Below are 17,572 nucleotides of genomic sequence, written 5' to 3'. Positions count from 1 at the left end.
CCCTCGCCCCGCCGACCCCCCTCCCCCCGACTCGCCACAGCCCGTGCGGCCGGCGAAAGCCGTCGCACCGCGTCCGGTCGTCCGGCCGGTCCCGGTGGACGAGGACGCCGCCGGGACACCCTGTCCCTCCTGCGGCACGCCCAACCCGCCCGACCGCCGCTTCTGCCGCCGCTGCGCGACCCCGCTCACGCCCGGTACGGCCCCGCCGCCGCTCCCCTGGTGGCGGACGATCCGGCCCCTGCGCCGCCGCACCCGGGCCGGTTCGGGACGGACGACGCGCTTCCTGGTGATCCTGGCCGTGGTGCTGGCCCTGTGCGCGGGCGGCTTCCTGCTGCTGCCGGCCGGCCGGCACCTGATCGAGGACACCCGGGACAAACTGGGCAGGAGCAGGCCGGTGACCCCGGTCCGCGTGGAGGCGAGTGCCGAGGTACCCGGGCACCCGGCCGGCAACGCCACGGACGGGCTCAGCAACCGCTACTGGGGCGCACCGGGCCCCGGCGCCTCGCTCACCTACACCTTCGCCAAGCCCTTCCGCCTGGTGGCCGTGATCGTCACCAACGGCGCCTCGACCTCGCCCGAGGACTACGCCGGCGAGGGCCGGGCCCTGCGGATCGACCTGGAGGTGACGGCCTCGGACGGCCGGAAGACGGTCGAGAAGCTGACCCTGGTCGACAAGCCCGGCCCGCAGACCTTCCCCACCGGCATCAGCGACGCCACCACCGTCCGCCTGACCCTCGACGCCCCCGCCGGCCTGGACGGCGACCGCCATCTCGCCCTGGCCGAGCTGGAGTTCTTCCAGCGGAGCTGAGTCTCCGCGCGTGCGCCGCGCTCACGGGTCTCACCGTGATGTTCACGATCGGCAGGGCCCAAATGGCCTCACCTTCAAGGGTTTCGCACCCGGCTGCCAGCTGCAACCGGGCGGCTCCCGCCCCTGGCCGACGGGCGCGGGCCCGGACGGGACAGCAGGCCGGTGGGTGTTCCGACCGTCGACACGTCGAACCGTCGGCCCCGGGCTGCACACCTCCGGCCCGGCGCGTGGGAGCCGGGGCGGCGCGTCGAGCCGGTGGCCTACTGCCTGGCACACGAACGGGTCCCCGACGCGCCCGCCACCGCGGCGCCCGTGCTCGACGTCCAGGAGGTCAAGGCCGTGCCCAAGCCGCGGAACCCCTGTCGCGACGCGCCGCCCGGGAGCGACGCTTCCTGAGGAGCGAGGGCGCCGCTCCCGCCGTCCTGGCGGCGCCCAGCGCTCCGCGTCCCCCCTCATCAAAAAACCCGTTGGTCCGGCGGGCGCCCGGCTGGTAGCGTCCGGCACGCCGTGAAGGAACGCGAGGAGGTGAGACCCATGAAGGCTGTATCCGGGTGGGTGCTCCCCCATGTCGTCACGGCGGGCGATTGACACAGGTGTCGCCGGGAGCGCCTCGACATGGCTCTCCGAAAGGCAACACCGATGAACTCCCTTCCCTCCCAGCCCTGGTCCGACAACCGGCCGCCCGTGGTGACCCGGGTCACCGACACCGAGTGGCACGCCGTCGAGGACGGCCTGCCGGTCGGCCGCGGCGATGCCTCGCAACGGCCCGACGGGCGGCTGTTCGTCAGCGTCGACGCCTGGCACGCCCCGGCCTTCGACCGGATCGCCGCCGCGATGACCGCCGCCCTGCCCGCACCGCTGTACGCGGTCGTCGACGAGACGGACCACGAATCGACCGCGGCCTGGCACCGCGCCGGCTTCACGACCGGACGACGCGAGTGGGGCTATGTGGTGCCCACCGATCCCCGGGTCACCGGACTGGGACCGGTGACGCCCCCGGCGGGGGTGACTCTCGTCCCCGCCGGGGAGGCCGAGGAGGCGCCGCTGCGGACCCTGGACCGCCTGGTCCGCGCGGAGGTCGAGGCCGGCGCGGGCTGGCGGACCATGCCGGCGGAGGTCCTGCCCCGGCCGGCCTGGTCCACCATGGCCGATCCGTCGAAGTACGCCGTGGCACGGGAGGCCGACCGCTACGTGGGAATGGTCCGGGTGGCACCGCTGACCCGGCAGCCGCGGATCGGGCTGGTCGCCGTCCTGGCCGAGCGGCAACGCCGGGGCATCGCCCGGGCCCTGCTGGCACACACTCTGGCCTCCCTGCACCGCGCCGGCACGGTGTCGGCCTGGGCGGAGGCGGACGAAGCAAACCCGGCGGCCACCGCGCTGCTCGAAAGCATCGGCGCCCGGCGCACGGGCGCCGCCCTGGAGCTCGTGCGCCCCTGACTCCCCACCCCGTGGCCAGGACGCGGGCCGGCTCCATGCCCGGCCCGCTCCCGGCCCCCGACAACACGACCGTCCCCGGACGGAGAAGTGAGACAGCATGACGAAAACAGCAGGCGGCATCGAAGTCGAGGGCACCGTCACGGAGTGCCTGCGCAATGCCACCTTCCGGGTGGAGCTCCAGAACGGGCACACCGTCCTGGCCCACATCAGCGGGAAGATCCGGAAGAACTACATCAAGATCCTCCCCTTCGACCGGGTCCTCGTCGAGATCAGCCCGTACGACCTCACCCGCGGCCGGATCCGGTACCGGTACCGCTCGTAGCGGTACGACCGGACGTCCCGGGTCGCCGGCCCGGGGACGGGCACCGGGAGGAAACGGGTCGGGGTCGTGGCCGCCGAGCAGCAAGGGGCCGCGACCCCGACCGGACCGCAGCGGGGCACCGCCGAGGCCCGTGCGGGGGCACCGGCGCCTGCCCCATCGGGCAGTGTCGGCGCGTCACCGCCCGCTCCCTGAAAGCACTCCGTTGACACTGAAGTTGGTCTAGTCCACCTTGGTGGAGCAGGGCCACTGGCAGGGAGGCCGCATGCGCGGCGGGGGACGTCGGCGTGGAGGTCCGCCCGGGACGCCGCAGTGGCGTCGGCGTACGCCAAGCGCACGCCGTCCCGCGCCCAACCGACCGCCGCTGTACCGAATCTGACGATCAGACGGAGAGTTCCACAGATGCAACGAGTCTGCCTCGCCCTGCCCACCATGCGTTCCTGCCCCGGTACCATCGTGGACCTCGCCGAGGAGGCGGCCTACGCCGTCGCGACCTTCGGGGTCGAGGTGCACCTCCTCGTCCTCGACACCACCGACGAGGCCGAGTTCGCGAAGAACGCGGACGCCGTGGCCGCGCTGGCCCCCACCCCCGGCGTCTTCGTCCACCACCTCGGCAACGCGCAGCAGCGGGAGTTCCTGCGCGGGGTGGCCGAGCGCTCCGGTGGCGCCGACCCCGAGCTGCTGCTCGACCTGATGCTTCCGCAGGCCGTCGCGTACGGTTCCTGCGTCAACCGGCTCTTCCTCGCCGCGGCCGCCCTGGGCTGCACCTCGACGCACCTGCGCAACGACGACGCCGACTTCCAGGTCGTCGACGGCGAGAAGGTCTTCCCGATCCACCACGAGCTGCTCTCGATCGGCCGGCCGGCCGGCGAGGCGGCGGCCGTCGTGACCCGCTCCGAGCTCGACCCGGCCGACGCCGACCTGCCGGTGATGCTGGTCAGCGGCTCCTTCCTCGGCGAACTCAACGTGGACATCGGCGAGATCCTCGAACTGGACCCGGCCGTCTACCGCGACCTGGTGCGCCTGTGGACCCCGCCGGTGTGGTCGGACGAGGACCGGGACGCGATGGTGGACCTCTCCTTCAAGGGCGTCGGCGCCGAGCCGTTCGACGCCGACGAGTCCGTGCTGGGCGTGCCCGACATCTGGAACGTCTACATGTGCAACATCGCGCTGGACCACCGGGCCTACGAGGTGCTGCCGCTGCTGCCCTCGATCGAGACCATCGGCTGCGACTACGCCCTGCTGCACGCGCTGGTCCACTCGCAGTCGCCCGGTGTCGTCCACAACCGCCACATCGTCAACTACTACACGCCCGAGCGCCGCATCGGCGCCGGCTTCATCTCGTACCAGATGCGGTTCGTGAAGTTCCTGCTCTCGATGCTGTACCTGTACCCGGTCTACGGCGGGATGATCGACCACGGCCGCGGGCTGCTGGACGAGCAGCACCGGCTGAAGGTCGAGCCGATCCTCGACCTGGTGCGGGGCAGCGTCGACTGGGACCGGGCCGGGAACGAGCACTGCCTGGACGTCCTGGACCGCTCCTACCGCAAGCTGGGCGGCAAGTACGCCGAACTCGCGGACGTGGTGGCCGGGAAGCGGCAGCAGCTGATGGACGAGGCGCAGGAGGACGCCGAGCGCTGGGCGGTGCTGGTGGAGTCCTGGGCCGGGATGGTGGCCGCCGCCCGTGCCGAGGGCCTGCGCCCCGGCCTGGACGGGGCTGCCGGGTGAGCGAGGACTTCGTGATCCGGCAACTCGCCGACGAGGACTGGGACGCCGTGGTCGCGCTGGAGCACGACGCCTACGCGGCCGACGGCCTGTCGGAGGGGCGGGAGGCGCTGCAGTCCCGCGCCGTCGCCTCACCGGAGACCTGCTTCGTGCTGGAGCAGCGCGGCACCGTCCGCGGCTACCTGCTGAGCCTGCCGTACCCGCCGCTGCGCTGCCCGGACCTCGCCCGGGCGGAGGACACCGCGTTCGAGTCGGACAACCTGCATGTGCACGATCTGGTGATCGCCGAGGACCTGCGCGGCCGGGAGGTCGCGCTCGGGTTCATGCGGCACTTCCGGACCCGGGCCGAGGAGTTGGGCTTCGCGCAGATCTCGATGGTCGCGGTGCGCGGGGCGGACATCCTGCTGCGGATCATCGGCTACCGCTCGCACCGGGAGGTGGCCGTCCCCGCGTCCTACGGGCGGCGCGCGGTCTACATGTCGATGCCGGTGCGCTGATTCCGCGGGGCACCCCCGGGCCCCGGTCGGCACTGCCCGACGTTCCCGGCGCGCATGCGCCGGGAACCGTCCTCGTCGGAGGCGATCGTGCGGGGGGTGGACGCAGGAGGAACTCGCACCCGCCCGGGCCGGGATCAGGCCGGGTAGTGGATGGAGCCGAGGGGCGGGCAGGGGGCGAGGGTCGTCGAGACGCCGGGGCGTTCGACGAAGGCCCGGGCCTGGGCGGCGTGGTGGCGGCGGGTGTCGAGGTCGTCGGCGTACCGGGCGTCGTACCGGGCGCGGGTGGGGTCCCAGGTGCCGTCGATGAGGTCGAGGGCGGTGTTGCCGGCGCTGCGCTGGAACTCCGCCTTCACGGCGCTCTGCTGGAGCGCGCCCTGGATCACGGCGAGGTGGATGCGGGTGATCAGGATGCCGGGGGTGTTCGGCTCGCGGGTGGGCAGGGGGGCCTGCGGGAGCAGGGACACCCCGGTGTCGAGGCGGCCGATGTTGTCGACGGTCGCGGTGCGGGCGTCGCTCACCGCGATCTGCATCTCCCGGTGCAGCCAGAAGAACTCGTCCAGGTCCGCCTGGGTGACGCGCATACGCCCGTAGGCGGCCCGGAAGCGGGGGTCCTGGTGCAGCGGGCGCACGGTGGGGACGTGGAGTGCCACGCAGTCGTTGTAGCCGCCGTCCACCGCGGCGTCGAGGTGGCGCAGGCCGAGGTCCACCTGCCCCTGGGCGACGGCCAGGTCGGACAGATCGGCGTGGGCCGCAGCGGCGAGCCACGCGCCGCCGGGGCCGAGGGCCGCGGCGCGCGCGACGACGTCGTGCAGGCCCGCCACCACGTCGACGCCGCTGTTGGTCAGGTGCCCGAGCAGCAGGTCGTGCAGGCGGGAGATCAACGAGTTGACGGTGGTGGCCATGGCTCTCCTCGGCAGTGAACGGACGCAAGGTCAACAGTGAGGACCGGCCGCGCCCTTGATCCGGTTCCCGGCGGACCCGGGCGGCCTCAGCCCAACTTCTGCAGCACGATGTACTGGTCCGGCTTGAGCAGGTCCGTGCAGTACTGGAGGCCGCCGTCCGGCTGCATCCTGATCTGCCGGTAGACCGACCGGTCGGTGATGCACTGGTCGCCGGGCGAGGAGCCGGTCGCCCGGGACGCGTAGGTCACGCGGTTCTCGTCGGCCTCGGAGAGCGTCCAGGCGCCTTCGCACCAGGTGCCGGTGCTGGGCGTCTCGGCGCGGATCTTGCTCTTCTCCTCGCTCTGCGCCGACTGGACGATGGTGAGGGTGACGGTGGTGACGTCGCCGTTGGCGGCCGTGCGCTGACCGATCCACTTCCCGAGGTACTTGGCGGGGACGATGCCCGGCCCGGCGGTCGTCGCGGACGGGACGGGAGCGGACGCGGCGGGAGCGGACGCGGCGGGAGCGGACGCGGCGGGAGCGGACGCGGCGGGAGCGGACGCGGCGGGAGCGGACGCGGCGGGCGGGGACGCGGCGGGAGCGGACGCCCCGGGCTCCGAGGCGGCGGTCTGCTGCTCCTGCCCGCGCAGCCGGTCGAGCAGCAGGTACCCGCCGCCGCCCAGCAGCAGCACGGCGACCAGCCCGGCCGCCAGGGCGCCGTACCCCCGCCGGGGCGACCTCGCGCGGCCCGGCGCCGACCAGGTCGGCAGCGGCGGCGGGGGCGGAGGCTGGAGCGGGGTTACGGTCGGCGGCACGGTCGAGGCCCGTACGGAGACCGGGCCCGGGGCCGTCCAGCCCGTCCCCCGCTCCCCCTCCAGGTCCAGCAGCTGCACGGCGCTGCGCCCGACCGCCGCCGCCAGCCCCGGCGGCAGCCAGTCCCCGCGCACCAGCCGGGCGGCGGCCGCGCCGTCGCCGTCCAGGAACCGCCGCAGCTGCCCGGGCGCCGGGCGGGCGGCGGGGTCCTTGGCCAGGCAGGCGCGAATCACCGCGTACAGCGGGCCGGACAGGCCGGAGAGGTCGGGTTCCTCGTGGAGCACCCGGTAGAGCAGGACCGGCGCGCTCACCCCGGAGCCGAACGGCATCGTGCCCGTCGCCGCGAACGCGAGCACCGCGCCGAGCGAGAAGACGTCGCCGGCCGGGCCGGCGGGCAGCCCGTTCGCCTGCTCCGGTGACATGAAGCCCGGCGAGCCGAACACCTGGCCGGACCGGGTGAGCCCGGCGGTGGAGTCCAGCGCGCGGGTGATGCCGAAGTCGATCAGCCTCGGCCCGTCCAGGGTCAGCAGCACGTTCGAGGGTTTGACGTCCCGGTGCACCAGCCCGAGGCCGTGCACATGGGCGAGCGCCTCGGCGAGGCCGACCCCGAGGGCGCGGACGGCTGGATCGGCCAGCGGCCCGAACTCCCGCACGGCGGTGCTGAGCGCGGGCCCGGCGACGTAGCCGGTGGCCACCCAAGGGTGTCCGCTCTCGGTGTCCGCGTCCAGGACCGGTGCCGTCCACACCCCGCCGACCCTCCGGGCCGCCGCCACCTCGTGCCGGAACCGGGCCCGGAACTCCGGGTCCCCGGCCAGGTCGCGATGGACCAGCTTGACGGCCACGGTCCGCCCACCGGTGGTCCGGCCCAGGTAGACCCGGCCCATCCCGCCCGAACCGAGCCTGCCCAGCACCCGGTACTCGCCCACCCACTGCGGATCGTCCGCTTCCAGCGGCTCCACGCCTGCACTCCCCTCGCCCCGGAGCAGCCTCCCAGCCGCCCCTCCGGGGCCGACGCTACCGCCCCGGGACCACCTGCGGACCGGCAGAACGATCACGAAATCGTCGCCGGACGTCCACGCGCCCCGGGGAGCCGGGTCGGGACTGTCAGGTGCGGCGGCGGAGGCCGATGAGTGCGGCGCCGGCGAGGCAGGCGAGGGCGGCGGTGAGGTAGGCGAGGTGGTAGCCGGCGAGGTGGTCGTCGCGGGTGCCGGCGACCAGGACCAGGACGGCCACGCCGGCGCTCGCGCCGATCTGCTGGGTGACGACGTTGACCGCGCCGGCGACGGCGTGCTGTTCGCCGGGGACGCCGGAGAGGGCGGCGGAGGTCATCGAGGGGAAGTTGAGGCCCTGGCCGATGCCGCTGAGCACCAGGCCCGGCAGGACGTGCTGGACGTAGCCGCCGTCGAGCGGGGTGGTCAGCCACAGGCCGGTGCCGACGCCGATCAGGACCAGGCCGACCGCCATCAGGGTGCGCGGGGTCCAGCGGGCGAGCAGGCGGCCGGTGGCGAAGTTGGCGGTGAGGAAGACGGCCGCCGACATGGGCACCAGGGCGAGCCCGGACTCGAACGGCGAGTAGTCCAGCATGCCCTGGAGGTAGAGGGGCGCGAAGAACAGCATCCCCACCGAGCCCATGTACTGGAGGAACGCCGCGAGGCTGGCGGCCCGGACCGGGGCCAGCCGGAAGAGGCCGAGCGGGAGGGCCGGGTCGGTGGTGCGGCTCTCGCGCACGACGAACAGCACCAGGGCGAGCGCGGCGGCGGCGAGCAGGACCCAGACCGCGGCGCCGTCGCTGCTGACGCCGACGACCAGCAGGGTGAGTCCGACGGTGCCGGTGATCGCGCCGGGCAGGTCGAGCCGGCCGCTGTGGCCGGGGCTGTCGGGCAGGCCGGCCCGGGTCGCGGCCAGCACGGCGAGGCCGAGCAGGACCGAGAACCACAACACCGAACGCCAGCCCCAGAACTGGGTCAGCACGCCGCCCAGCATCACCCCGCCGCTGAAGCTCGCGGCGCCGACGGCCGCGTAGACGCTGAAGGCCCGGTTGCGGGCCGGACCGGCCGGGAAGGTCTGGGTGAGCAGGGCCAGGGCGGCCGGTCCCGACAGGGCGGCGCCGATGCCCTGGGCGGCGCGGGCGCCCAGCAGGACGGCGGTGCTCGGCGCGGCCGCCCCGACCAGCGCGGACACCGTGAACAGGGCGACGCCGGCCTCGAACACCCGTCGCCGGCCCAGCACATCGGCCAGTCGGCCGCCCATCAGCAGGAAGCCGGCGAAGGTGACGGCGTAGGCGGTCATGACCCACTGGAGTGTGGTGTCGGCCAGATCGAACCGCTCCCCCACCGACGGGAGGGCGGCGTTGAGCACTCCGAGGCCGCTCACGTCCAGGGCGAGCGCGCCGGCCAGCACCCCGAGCGCGAGGCCGGGCCGGACCACCGACTTGACGGCGATGTCGGTCATGCGGGCCTCCCGCCGGCGTCGTGGCGGGCGGCCGCCCGAGCGGGGCCCGGCTGCGCGACGGACTGGGGGAAAGGCCGCGGGAAGGGCTGCGGGAAGGACTCCGGCAAAACGCCCGGAACGCGGCCCGACGATACCTCGAAGGTCTCAACTGCCATGGGGCCAGCTTGCATTGCCCGATCGACGGCTGTCCAGTCCACTTGTACACGGATAGTACCTGAGCGTGACACCCGGTTCCAGGAGATCGAATCGGACACTTTGTCGATCAAATCTCGCCACCTCGACGACCGGCACGCCTCGTACGCAATCCTGTAGTCGGTGCACTCCTCGCGCCTCCGGGCGGACGAGGAGACCGTCGGCCCGTCGTAGGCCGCTGATGTGCGATCCATCGAGCAACCTCGAACACGCCTTGATGCCCGGACTGTGCGGCCGAGCCGCGCGGCCCGCAGCTTTCGGGCCTTTCTTCTTGCCACGGGAGGAGCAGCGTTGCCCGGACACGGAAACACCCATGTCATGCCCATGACGATCTTGCGGCCGGCCGACCGCTCCTCGCCCCGCCGGCGCTGACGCTCCGCCCGGCCGCAGTACCGACCGCCCCCACCACCCCGCCACCCGCCCTGCCGAGGGAGTCGCCATGCCTCAAGAGCGCGCAGCGCGAGACATCTCCAGCGTCACCGATTTCCTGTTGTCCCGATTCGCCGAGCTGCTGAACATCCCCGCACACACCGTCGACCGGCGCGCCCCGATGCACCGTTACGGCCTGGAGTCGGTGCAGTCGGTGGCCCTCGCCGCCGCGCTCTCCGAGTTCCTCGGCCGGCGCGTCCCGGCCACCATGATGTGGCAGTACCCGACCGTCGACGGACTGGCCCGCGCGCTGGTCGAGGGCCCGCAGGAGGCCGAGCCCGCCGCGCCCGCCGCCGGCCGACGGACCGCGCCGAACGAGCCGGTCGCCGTCGTGGGCATCGGCTGCCGCTTCCCCGGGGGCGCCGACCCGGCCGGGTTCTGGCAGTTGCTGGTCGAGGGCGGCGACGCCGTCGGACCAGTGCCGGCCGCGCGCCGGGCGCTGCTGAACGACCGGGTGCGCTGGGGCGGATTCATCGACGGCATCGACCAGTTCGATCCGCTGTTCTTCGGCATCTCGCCCCGCGAGGCCGTCCAGATGGACCCTCAGCAGCGGCTGGTCCTGGAGCTGTGCTGGGAGGCGCTGGAGGACGCGGGCATCGCGCCGCACAGCCTGGTCGGCAGCGACACCGGCGTGTTCATGGCCTCCTGCTGGGGCGACTACGCCGCGCTGGCGCACTACCGCGGCCCCGATGTCCAGATCACCCCGCACACCGCGACCGGCATGCACGACGGCATCATCGCCAACCGCGTCTCCTACATCCTCGGCCTCCAGGGCCCGAGCATGGCCATCGACGCCGCCTGCGCCGGTTCGCTGGTCTCGGTGCACGTCGGGTGCCAGTCGATCCAACTGGGCGAGAGCGACCTGGTGCTGGCCGGCGGCGTGAACCTGAGCTTCGTCTCCGACTACTACACCGCCATGGACGCGATGGGGGCGCTCGCCCCGGACGGCCGCTGCAAGTCCTTCGACGCCCGCGCCAACGGCTATGTGCGAGGCGAGGGCGCCGGGGTCGTGGTGCTGGCCCCGCTGAGCGTGGCGCTGGAGCGCGAACTGCCGGTGTACTGCCTGATCAAGGGCAGTTCCTCCAACAACGACGGCCTGAGCAACGGCATGACCGCGCCGAACCCGCAGGCGCAGGAGAAGATGCTCCGCACCGCGTACCGGCGGGCCGGCATCGACCCGCACCTCGTGGACTACATCGAGGCCCACGGCTCGGCGACGCCGCTCGGCGACCCGATCGAGGCCAACGCCATCGGCGCCGTCCTCGGCGGCGCCGACCGCGCGGAGCCGCTGCGGCTCGGCTCGGTGAAGTCCAACGTCGGGCACCTGGAGGCGGCGGCCGGCATCGTCGGGCTGGTCAAGCTCGCGATGTCGATGCGCAACGGGGTGCTGCCGCCGAGCCTGCACTACAGCGCGCCGAACCCGCAGATCATGTTCGACGAGTACAAGCTCACCGTCCAGGACCGGCTGACGCCGTGGCCGCGGCGCTCCGACGCCCGCCGGGGCGGGGTCAGCTCGTTCGGCTTCGGTGGCGCGATCTGCCATGTCGCGGTCGAGGAACTGCCGCGCCCCGAAGCCTCGTTGCTGCTGCTGGCGGCGGACTCCCGGGAGGCGCTGGCCGAGCGGGCACTCGCCCTGCGGGACGGGACCGACCTGCGTGAGCTCTGTCGCCGCACCCCGGGCGACGGCCCGTTCCGGCTCGCGGCGGCCGCCCGCGACATGTCCGAACTCCGCTCCCAGCTGGACGCCTTCGCGAACGGTGCGCCCGCCGCCGGGCTGAGCACCGGCGAACCGGCCGGGCAGCAGAGCGGGCAGCGGGCCGGGCAACGGGGCGGCCGGCCGGCCGGGCAGCGGCCCCGGGTGGCGTTCCTGTTCTCCGGCAACGGCTCGCAGTGGGTCGGCATGGGCCGCCAACTCCTCGCCGGCATGCCGGTGTTCCGCCGGTCGATGATGAGGTCCGACCGGCGGATGCGGGAGCTGGTGGGCCTCTCCCCGGTCGAGCACCTGCTCTCCGCCGACGGCCGGCTGGACGACATGGACGTCTTCCAGCCGCTGCTGTTCTCGCTCCAGGTCGCGCTGGCCGAGGCCTGGCGCTCGCTGGGCGTGGAGCCGGACGTCGTCCTCGGCCAGAGCGTCGGCGAGTTCGCCGCCTCGTACGTCGCCGGCGTCCTGGACTACGACGACGCCTCCCTCCTCGCCGCCCACCACGGCCGGCTCCTCCAGCAGCTGGCCGTGGGCCGGGGCGAGGGCATCGTGGTGATGACGCCGGCCGACGAGGTGCGGCCGTACCTGACCGGCGGGCTCACCCTCTCCGGCTACAACGGCCTCAACTCCACCCTGGTGACCGGCACTCCGCAGGAGATCGACGAACTCGTCCGGCGGCTGACCGAGGCCGACGTCACCAACCACCGGGTGCGGATGGGCCACGCCCCGCACTCGCCGCTGGTCGACCACGTCCTCGCCCCGCTGAAGGCGGAACTCGCCGGCATCCGGCCCCGCGCCGCCCGCATCCCGATGATCTCGACGGTCACCGGCGAACACGTCGACGGGGCGGAGCTCGGGCCGGACTACTGGGCGGCCAACCTGCGCCAGGAGATCCTGGTGGTCGACGCGCTGCTGAAGCTGCGCGAGCACCGCGTCGACGCGGTGCTCGAACTCGGCCCGCACCCCCTGCTGCTCAAGTCGGCGTCCGAGATCCTGCCCGCGACCACGCTGCCCTCGATGCGCCGGGGCGCCGACGAGGCCGCGACCCTGCTCGGCTCGCTCGGCGCCCTGTACACCGCCGGACTCCCGGTCGCGGCCCATCCGTTCCTCGCCGGCGACCGGGGGCGGCACCTCGCGCCGGGCCGGGGCGACGCCGCGGCCGACGGGGACGTGCACCTCGTCACCGTCTCGGCCCGGACGGCGGGCGCGCTGACCGACACCTGCCGCGAACTCTCCAGCCACGTCGAGCGGAACACCGCCCTGCGGGTCTCCGACCTGGCCTACACGCTCGCCGCCCGGCGCAGCCACCACAACCACCGGATCGCGCTGCTCGCCCGCTCCCGCCAGGACGTCCTGGACGGACTCGCCCGGGTCGCCGCCGGACAGCCGCACCCCGACCTCCTCACCGGCACCGTGTCCGGCGGCGCCGACCGCCGGGTGGCGCTGGTGTTCTCCGGCGGCGGCACCCAGTGGGTCGGCATGGGCCGCGAACTGCTGCGCTCCCACGCCGGGTTCCGCACCTGGATGCGGGCCTGCGACGACGCCGTGCGCGCGGCCGGCGGCCCGCCGGTGCTTGACCTGCTGGCCGCCCCGGCCGAGTCGGCCAGGTACGAGGAGATGGACTTCCAGCAGCCGGTGCTGTTCGCCCTCCAGGTCTCGCTGGCGCAGGTCTGGCTCGGGCTCGGCGTCCGGCCGACGGCCGTGGTCGGGCACAGCCTGGGCGAGGTCGCGGCCGCCTGCGTCTCCGGCGCGCTGTCGCTGGAGGACGCCGCCCGGGTGGTGGTCGCCCGCTCGCACCTGCTGGAGCGCGAGGCCGCCGCGGGCGCCATGATCTCGGTCGACCTGCCGGAGGAGGAGCTGCTGCCCCGGCTCGCCCGCTACGCCGCGCACGCGGCGGTCGCGGTCGTCAACAGCCCCACCAGCGCGGCGGTTTCGGGCTCGCCCGAGGCCGTGGACGCGCTGGAGGCGGAGCTGAGGCGGGACGGGGTCTCGGTGCGCCGGATCCGGGTCGAGCGGCCGGTGCACAGCCCCGGCATGGACCCGCTGATCGCGCCGCTGCGGGCGCGCATCGACGGCATCACCCCGCTGGCCCCCGAACTCGACTTCCACTCGACGGCCGTGGCCGGCGCGGTGAACCCGGTCGCCGACGTCGACTACTGGGTGCACAACCTGCGCAACCAGGTCCGGTTCGCCGAGACGATCGGCGCGCTGGTCGACCGGGGGGTCGGTACCTTCGTCGAGATCGGCCCGCACGAGACGCTGCGCGGCGCGGTCGAGGAGATCGCGCTGACCCGGGGCGCCCAGGTGCACGCGGTCAACTCCCTGCGGCGCGAGGAGAGCGACCTCCGCTGCCTGCTGGGCGCCGCCGCCTCGCTGTACGTCCGGGGCGTCCCGCTGACCTTCGACCCGCTGTTCGCCGACGACGTCGAGGTGGTGGAGACGCCGCTCGTCCAGTGGCAGAAGGACCGGTACTGGATCGACACCGAGTCCCACCGCGCGCCCGCCTCGATCCCGGGCGTCGGCGGGCCCGCGGCCGTCACCGCCACTGTCACCGCGGGCACGACCGCGGCCCCGAGCGCGGCGGAAACCGAAGCTGCGGCACCCGTCCAAGCGGCCCCCGCAACCCGGCCGGTGGACGAGGTCGTGCTGGCCGAGCTGGCCGACGCGCTGGGTGTGCCGGTAGGCCGGTTCGACGCGGACGCCGGGCTGCGGGACTTCGGCCTCGACTCGATGCTGGCGATCCGCCTGGTCAACCGGATGCAGTCGTTGTTCGGGCACCGGGTGTCGCCGGTGGTCTTCCTGGACGGCCGCTCGATCGCCGAGGTGGTCGCCCACTTCGTCGGGATCGTCGGCGGCACCCCCGCACCGGCAGCCGAACCGGCAGCCGCCTCCGAGCCCGCTCCGGCGCCCGCAGCGGATCGAACCCCGGCCCCCGTGCCGTCCTTCCTCGACGAGCCGTCCTTCCTCGACGACCTGTCCGAACTCGACGCCGAGGAGCTGGTGGAGGAGCTCGACGCCCGCGGCCTGCTGGAGGCCACCGACGCGCCGGCCCTGGAGCAACTGCGCGCCGACGGCCTCGGTCTCACCCTCGCACCGGCCTCGCACGGCCAGGCCTCGCTGTGGTTCATGCAGATGGTCGCGCCGGACGCCGTGCCCTACAACTTCATGGTGACCGCCCGGATCCGGACCTCGGTCGACGAGGAGGCGCTGGAGCGCGCCGTCCGGGCCGTGCTGGACCGCCACCCGGCCCTGCGCACCCTCTTCGTGGAGGCGGGCGGCAGCCCGTACCAGGTCGTCCTGGACGAGCCGGTGTACGAGTTCGTGGTCGCGGACACCTCCGGACTGGACGACGAGCAGGCCCGGGAGGAGCTGGCCCGGCACGGGCACCGGCCGCTGGACCTGGACTACGGGCCGCTGGTGCGGGTCGTCCTGCTGCGGCGCGGCCCGGCGGACCACTACCTGCTGGTGCTGGTCCACCACATCGCCTCGGACGCCGCCTCGGCGGATGTCATGATCCGCGAGATCCAGGAGTTCTACCGGGGCGCCGACCCTGCCGGCCGGGCGCCCGCCGCTCCGTACACGGAGTTCGTCGCCCGGGAGCGGCAGTGGCTGGCCGGTCCGGCCGCGGACGCGGCCCTGGACTGGTGGTCGGCGAAGCTGGCCGACCCGCCGGCCCGGCTGGACCTGTCCGACAAGGAGCGGCCGCCGGGCGTCACCTACGAGGGCCGCGACCTCGCCTTCCGCTGGAGTGCCGAAGAGACCCGCCTGCTGCGGGAGTTCGCGCTGCGCGAGGGCGTCTCGGTCAGCACGGTCGTGCTGGCCGGGTTCTTCGCCACGCTCAACCGGGCGGTCGGGACGGAGGATTCGGTGCTGGCCACCGCGATCGCCCAACGCTCCGAGCCCGGTTGGGAGTCCGCCGTCGGCTACTACCTCAACACGGTGCTGGTCCGGGCGAACCCCGCCGCCGGGCGCAGCTTCCGCGAACTGCTGCGCGAGGTCCACGCGTTCTCGCTCGGCCTGCTGGAGCACATGGACTACCCGCTGGACCTGCTGGCGGCCCAGCTCAAGCCGCCGCGCGTCGAGGGCCGCTCCCCGTGGTTCGACGTGGTGGTCAACTGGCTCTCCTCGGAGGCGTTCCCGCGCTCGGTGAAGCTCTTCCACGGCGTCGGCGGGACCCTCGAACCGGACGGCGCGCTCCCGCTCGAACCGCTCCAGGTGCGCAGGCACCTCGCCAAGTTCGATCTGGAGATCTCGATGGCCGACATCGACGGCGAGGTGGCGGGCCACGTCCAGTTCAAACCGAGCTACCTGGAAAGGCGGACCGTGGAGGACCTGCTCGCGCTCTACCGCACTGTGCTCTTCGACTCGATCGATCGACCCGACCTGGCGCTCGGCGACCTCGCGCCGGGCGGCCTCCCTGAGGAGACGGACCGGTGACCGAAACCCTGCACTCCGAGTTTGTCGCGCAAGCGGTCAAGAACCCCGAAGCGATCGCCGTCCACTCCGAGGCCGGAGTCCTGACCTACGGCGAACTCAACCAGCGTTCCCAGGAGTTGGCCGAGCGGCTGGTGGCCGACGGCGCCGGTCCCGGCATCCCGGTCGGCATCTGCGTCGAGCGCACCCCCGACCTGCTGGTGGCGATCCTGGCGGTCCTGCGGTCCGGCTCCTGCTATCTGCCGCTGGACCCGAACTACCCCGCCGAGCGGCTGGCGTTCATGGTCCGGGACAGCGGCACCCGGCTGCTGCTGACCACCCCCGCGTCCCGGGCCGGCTGCCCGGCCGGGCCGACCGTGGTGGTGCTCGGGGAGAGCGTCACGACCGAGCCCGGTGGGACGCCCTCGGCCGTCGTGCCCGGGGACACCGCCTACATCATCTACACCTCCGGCTCCACCGGTACTCCCAAGGGCGTGGCCGTCCGGCACGCGGGCTGTGTGGCGATGCTCGCCGAGATGGACCGGGTCCTGGAGGGCTGCGACCTGAGCGGCGTCGCGGCGGCCAGCTCGGTCTGCTTCGACATGTCGGTGATGGAGATCTTCAACGCGCTCTGCCGGGGCGGCTCCCTCGTCCTGGTCGAGAGCGCCGTGCACCTGGCGGAGAGCCGCCACGCGGACCGGATCACCCATCTGAACATGGTCCCGTCGGTCATGAACGGACTGCTCGACGCGGGGGCGCTGCCTCCGAACGTGCGCTCCATCGTGTTCGGCGGCGAGGCGCTGCGCCGCAAGCTGGTGGACCGGGCGTTCCGGGAGACCGGCGCCGAGCGGGTGTTCAACGCGTACGGCCCCACCGAGGGGACGGTGTTCTGCTCGTTCGGGCCGGTGCCCGCCGAGGGGACGGACGAGCCGACCATCGGCCCGCCGACGAGCACGGCCCGGGTGTACGTGCTGGACCAGGAGCTGCGGCCGGTCCCGGCCGGGGAGGCCGGGGAGCTGTTCCTCGGCGGTGTCGGCCTCGCGCACGGCTACGTCAACCGGCCGCGCACCACGGCGGAGCGCTTCCTGCCGGACCCGTTCCTGGACGGCGAGCGGATGTACCGCACCGGGGACCTGGTCAGGTTCACCGAGGACGGCGAGCTGCGCTTCCTCGGCCGCACCGACCACCAGGTCAAGCTGCGCGGCTACCGGATCGAGCTGGAGGAGGTCGAGGCCCGGCTGACCGGCTGCCCCGAGGTCCGCGAGGCCGCCGTCGTCGTCCGGGGCAACCGGCTGGTCGGCTACGTCGTGCCCTCGGGCGACGTTCCGGAGCCGGACGCGGCCACACCGGCCGGACCCCGGCTGGACGCCGCGCTCCAGAGCGCCGTCACCGCCCGGCTCGCCGCCGGACTCCCCGACTACATGGTGCCCGCGACGGTCGTGGTCCTGCCCGCCCTGCCGCTGGGTCCCGGCGGGAAGCTCGACCGGGACGCGCTCCCCGAGCCGCCCGCGCCGGCCGCCGGCGCCGACGGGCCGCGGACGGCGCCGAGCACGCCGACCGAGACCGCCCTCGCGGAGATCTGGGGCGAGCTGCTCGACCTCGACCCGGCGGGCATCGACGTGCAGGCCGCCTTCTACGACCTGGGCGGGGACTCGCTGCTGCTGGTCCGGCTGGCCCGGCTGATGACCCGGCGCTTCGACCGCCGGGTCCGGGTGCCCGACCTGTTCAGCTTCCGCGACATCGCCTCCCTCGGGCGCTGGCTCGACGACGACAGCGGCGCCACCCCCGAGGTGGTCCAGTCGGCCCGCCAGCGCGCCGACGCCCGCCGGGCCGCGCTGCGCGGCCGGGGCAGCGCCGGCCGCTGAACGAGTACTTCGACCGAACCGCACCGCACACCGAACCGCA

10 protein-coding genes are annotated in these 17,572 nt (G+C 74.0%); 7 read left to right on the top strand and 3 right to left on the bottom strand.

What is annotated here, in order from left to right:
- The 5 genes from ADK60_RS32770 to ADK60_RS32750 form a co-directional block, all read left to right on the top strand.
- On the top strand, positions 1 to 808 hold an 808-nt coding region (locus ADK60_RS32770; RefSeq protein WP_353651782.1), incomplete at its 5' end, for a zinc ribbon domain-containing protein.
- Positions 809 to 1,447: 639 nt separating this feature from the next.
- The gene (locus ADK60_RS32765; RefSeq protein ID WP_053650602.1) at positions 1,448 to 2,245 is read left to right on the top strand and encodes a GNAT family N-acetyltransferase; all 798 of its coding nucleotides are present in this window, start codon (positions 1,448 to 1,450) and stop codon (positions 2,243 to 2,245) included.
- Positions 2,246 to 2,342: 97 nt separating this feature from the next.
- Entirely contained in the window at positions 2,343 to 2,567 is a 225-nt protein-coding gene (infA, locus tag ADK60_RS32760; RefSeq protein WP_053650601.1) for a translation initiation factor IF-1, read from the top strand.
- A 399-nt stretch (positions 2,568 to 2,966) separates the two neighbouring features.
- Positions 2,967 to 4,292 carry a DUF6271 family protein gene (locus tag ADK60_RS32755; protein ID WP_053650600.1) on the top strand — a complete coding sequence of 442 codons (1,326 nt, stop codon included), beginning with the start codon at positions 2,967 to 2,969 and terminating at the stop codon, positions 4,290 to 4,292.
- Positions 4,289 to 4,786 (top strand): GNAT family N-acetyltransferase, encoded by a 498-nt coding sequence (locus ADK60_RS32750; RefSeq protein WP_053650599.1) that lies wholly within the window; start codon positions 4,289 to 4,291, stop codon positions 4,784 to 4,786. Before ADK60_RS32755 ends, ADK60_RS32750 begins: the two co-directional genes overlap by 4 nt.
- A 134-nt stretch (positions 4,787 to 4,920) precedes the next feature.
- On the opposite strand, the gene ADK60_RS32745 is transcribed toward ADK60_RS32750, so the two are convergent.
- The 3 genes from ADK60_RS32745 to ADK60_RS32735 all read right to left on the bottom strand — a co-directional run bounded on the left by ADK60_RS32745 (position 4,921) and on the right by ADK60_RS32735 (position 8,931).
- The gene (locus ADK60_RS32745) at positions 4,921 to 5,688 is read right to left on the bottom strand and encodes a hypothetical protein (RefSeq protein ID WP_053650598.1); all 768 of its coding nucleotides are present in this window, start codon (positions 5,686 to 5,688) and stop codon (positions 4,921 to 4,923) included.
- 86 nt (positions 5,689 to 5,774) lie between these two features.
- Complete coding sequence (locus ADK60_RS32740) at positions 5,775 to 7,439, bottom strand: serine/threonine-protein kinase (protein ID WP_053650597.1); 1,665 nt, start codon at positions 7,437 to 7,439, stop codon at positions 5,775 to 5,777.
- A 145-nt stretch (positions 7,440 to 7,584) separates the two neighbouring features.
- The gene (locus ADK60_RS32735; RefSeq protein ID WP_053650596.1) at positions 7,585 to 8,931 is read right to left on the bottom strand and encodes an MFS transporter; all 1,347 of its coding nucleotides are present in this window, start codon (positions 8,929 to 8,931) and stop codon (positions 7,585 to 7,587) included.
- 682 nt (positions 8,932 to 9,613) lie between these two features.
- Between ADK60_RS32735 and ADK60_RS32730 the strand changes: the two genes are divergently transcribed.
- Both ADK60_RS32730 and ADK60_RS32725 read left to right on the top strand, forming a co-directional pair.
- Positions 9,614 to 15,691 carry a type I polyketide synthase gene (locus tag ADK60_RS32730; protein ID WP_234371404.1) on the top strand — a complete coding sequence of 2,026 codons (6,078 nt, stop codon included), beginning with the start codon at positions 9,614 to 9,616 and terminating at the stop codon, positions 15,689 to 15,691.
- The gene (locus tag ADK60_RS32725; RefSeq protein ID WP_053650594.1) at positions 15,688 to 17,532 is read left to right on the top strand and encodes a non-ribosomal peptide synthetase; all 1,845 of its coding nucleotides are present in this window, start codon (positions 15,688 to 15,690) and stop codon (positions 17,530 to 17,532) included. The genes ADK60_RS32730 and ADK60_RS32725 overlap by 4 nt, the downstream gene beginning before the upstream one ends.
- The last annotated feature ends 40 nt before the right edge of the window (positions 17,533 to 17,572 follow it).

It is taken from the genome of Streptomyces sp. XY431 (assembly GCF_001279805.1).
Lineage (GTDB): Bacteria > Actinomycetota > Actinomycetes > Streptomycetales > Streptomycetaceae > Kitasatospora > Kitasatospora purpeofusca.
Note: the sequence above shows the minus strand (reverse complement) of the source record. Positions and strands in the feature narration are given on the sequence as shown.

What these genes read in the sequence shown, in the direction of transcription:
- ADK60_RS32765 (WP_053650602.1), top strand. Translation starts at nt 1,448, where the DNA reads ATGAACTCCCTTCCCTCCCAGCCCTGGTCCGACAACCGGCCGCCCGTG.
- infA (WP_053650601.1), top strand. Translation starts at nt 2,343, where the DNA reads ATGACGAAAACAGCAGGCGGCATCGAAGTCGAGGGCACCGTCACGGAG.
- ADK60_RS32755 (WP_053650600.1), top strand. Translation starts at nt 2,967, where the DNA reads ATGCAACGAGTCTGCCTCGCCCTGCCCACCATGCGTTCCTGCCCCGGT.
- ADK60_RS32745 (WP_053650598.1), bottom strand. Translation starts at nt 5,688, where the DNA reads ATGGCCACCACCGTCAACTCGTTGATCTCCCGCCTGCACGACCTGCTG.
- ADK60_RS32735 (WP_053650596.1), bottom strand. Translation starts at nt 8,931, where the DNA reads ATGACCGACATCGCCGTCAAGTCGGTGGTCCGGCCCGGCCTCGCGCTC.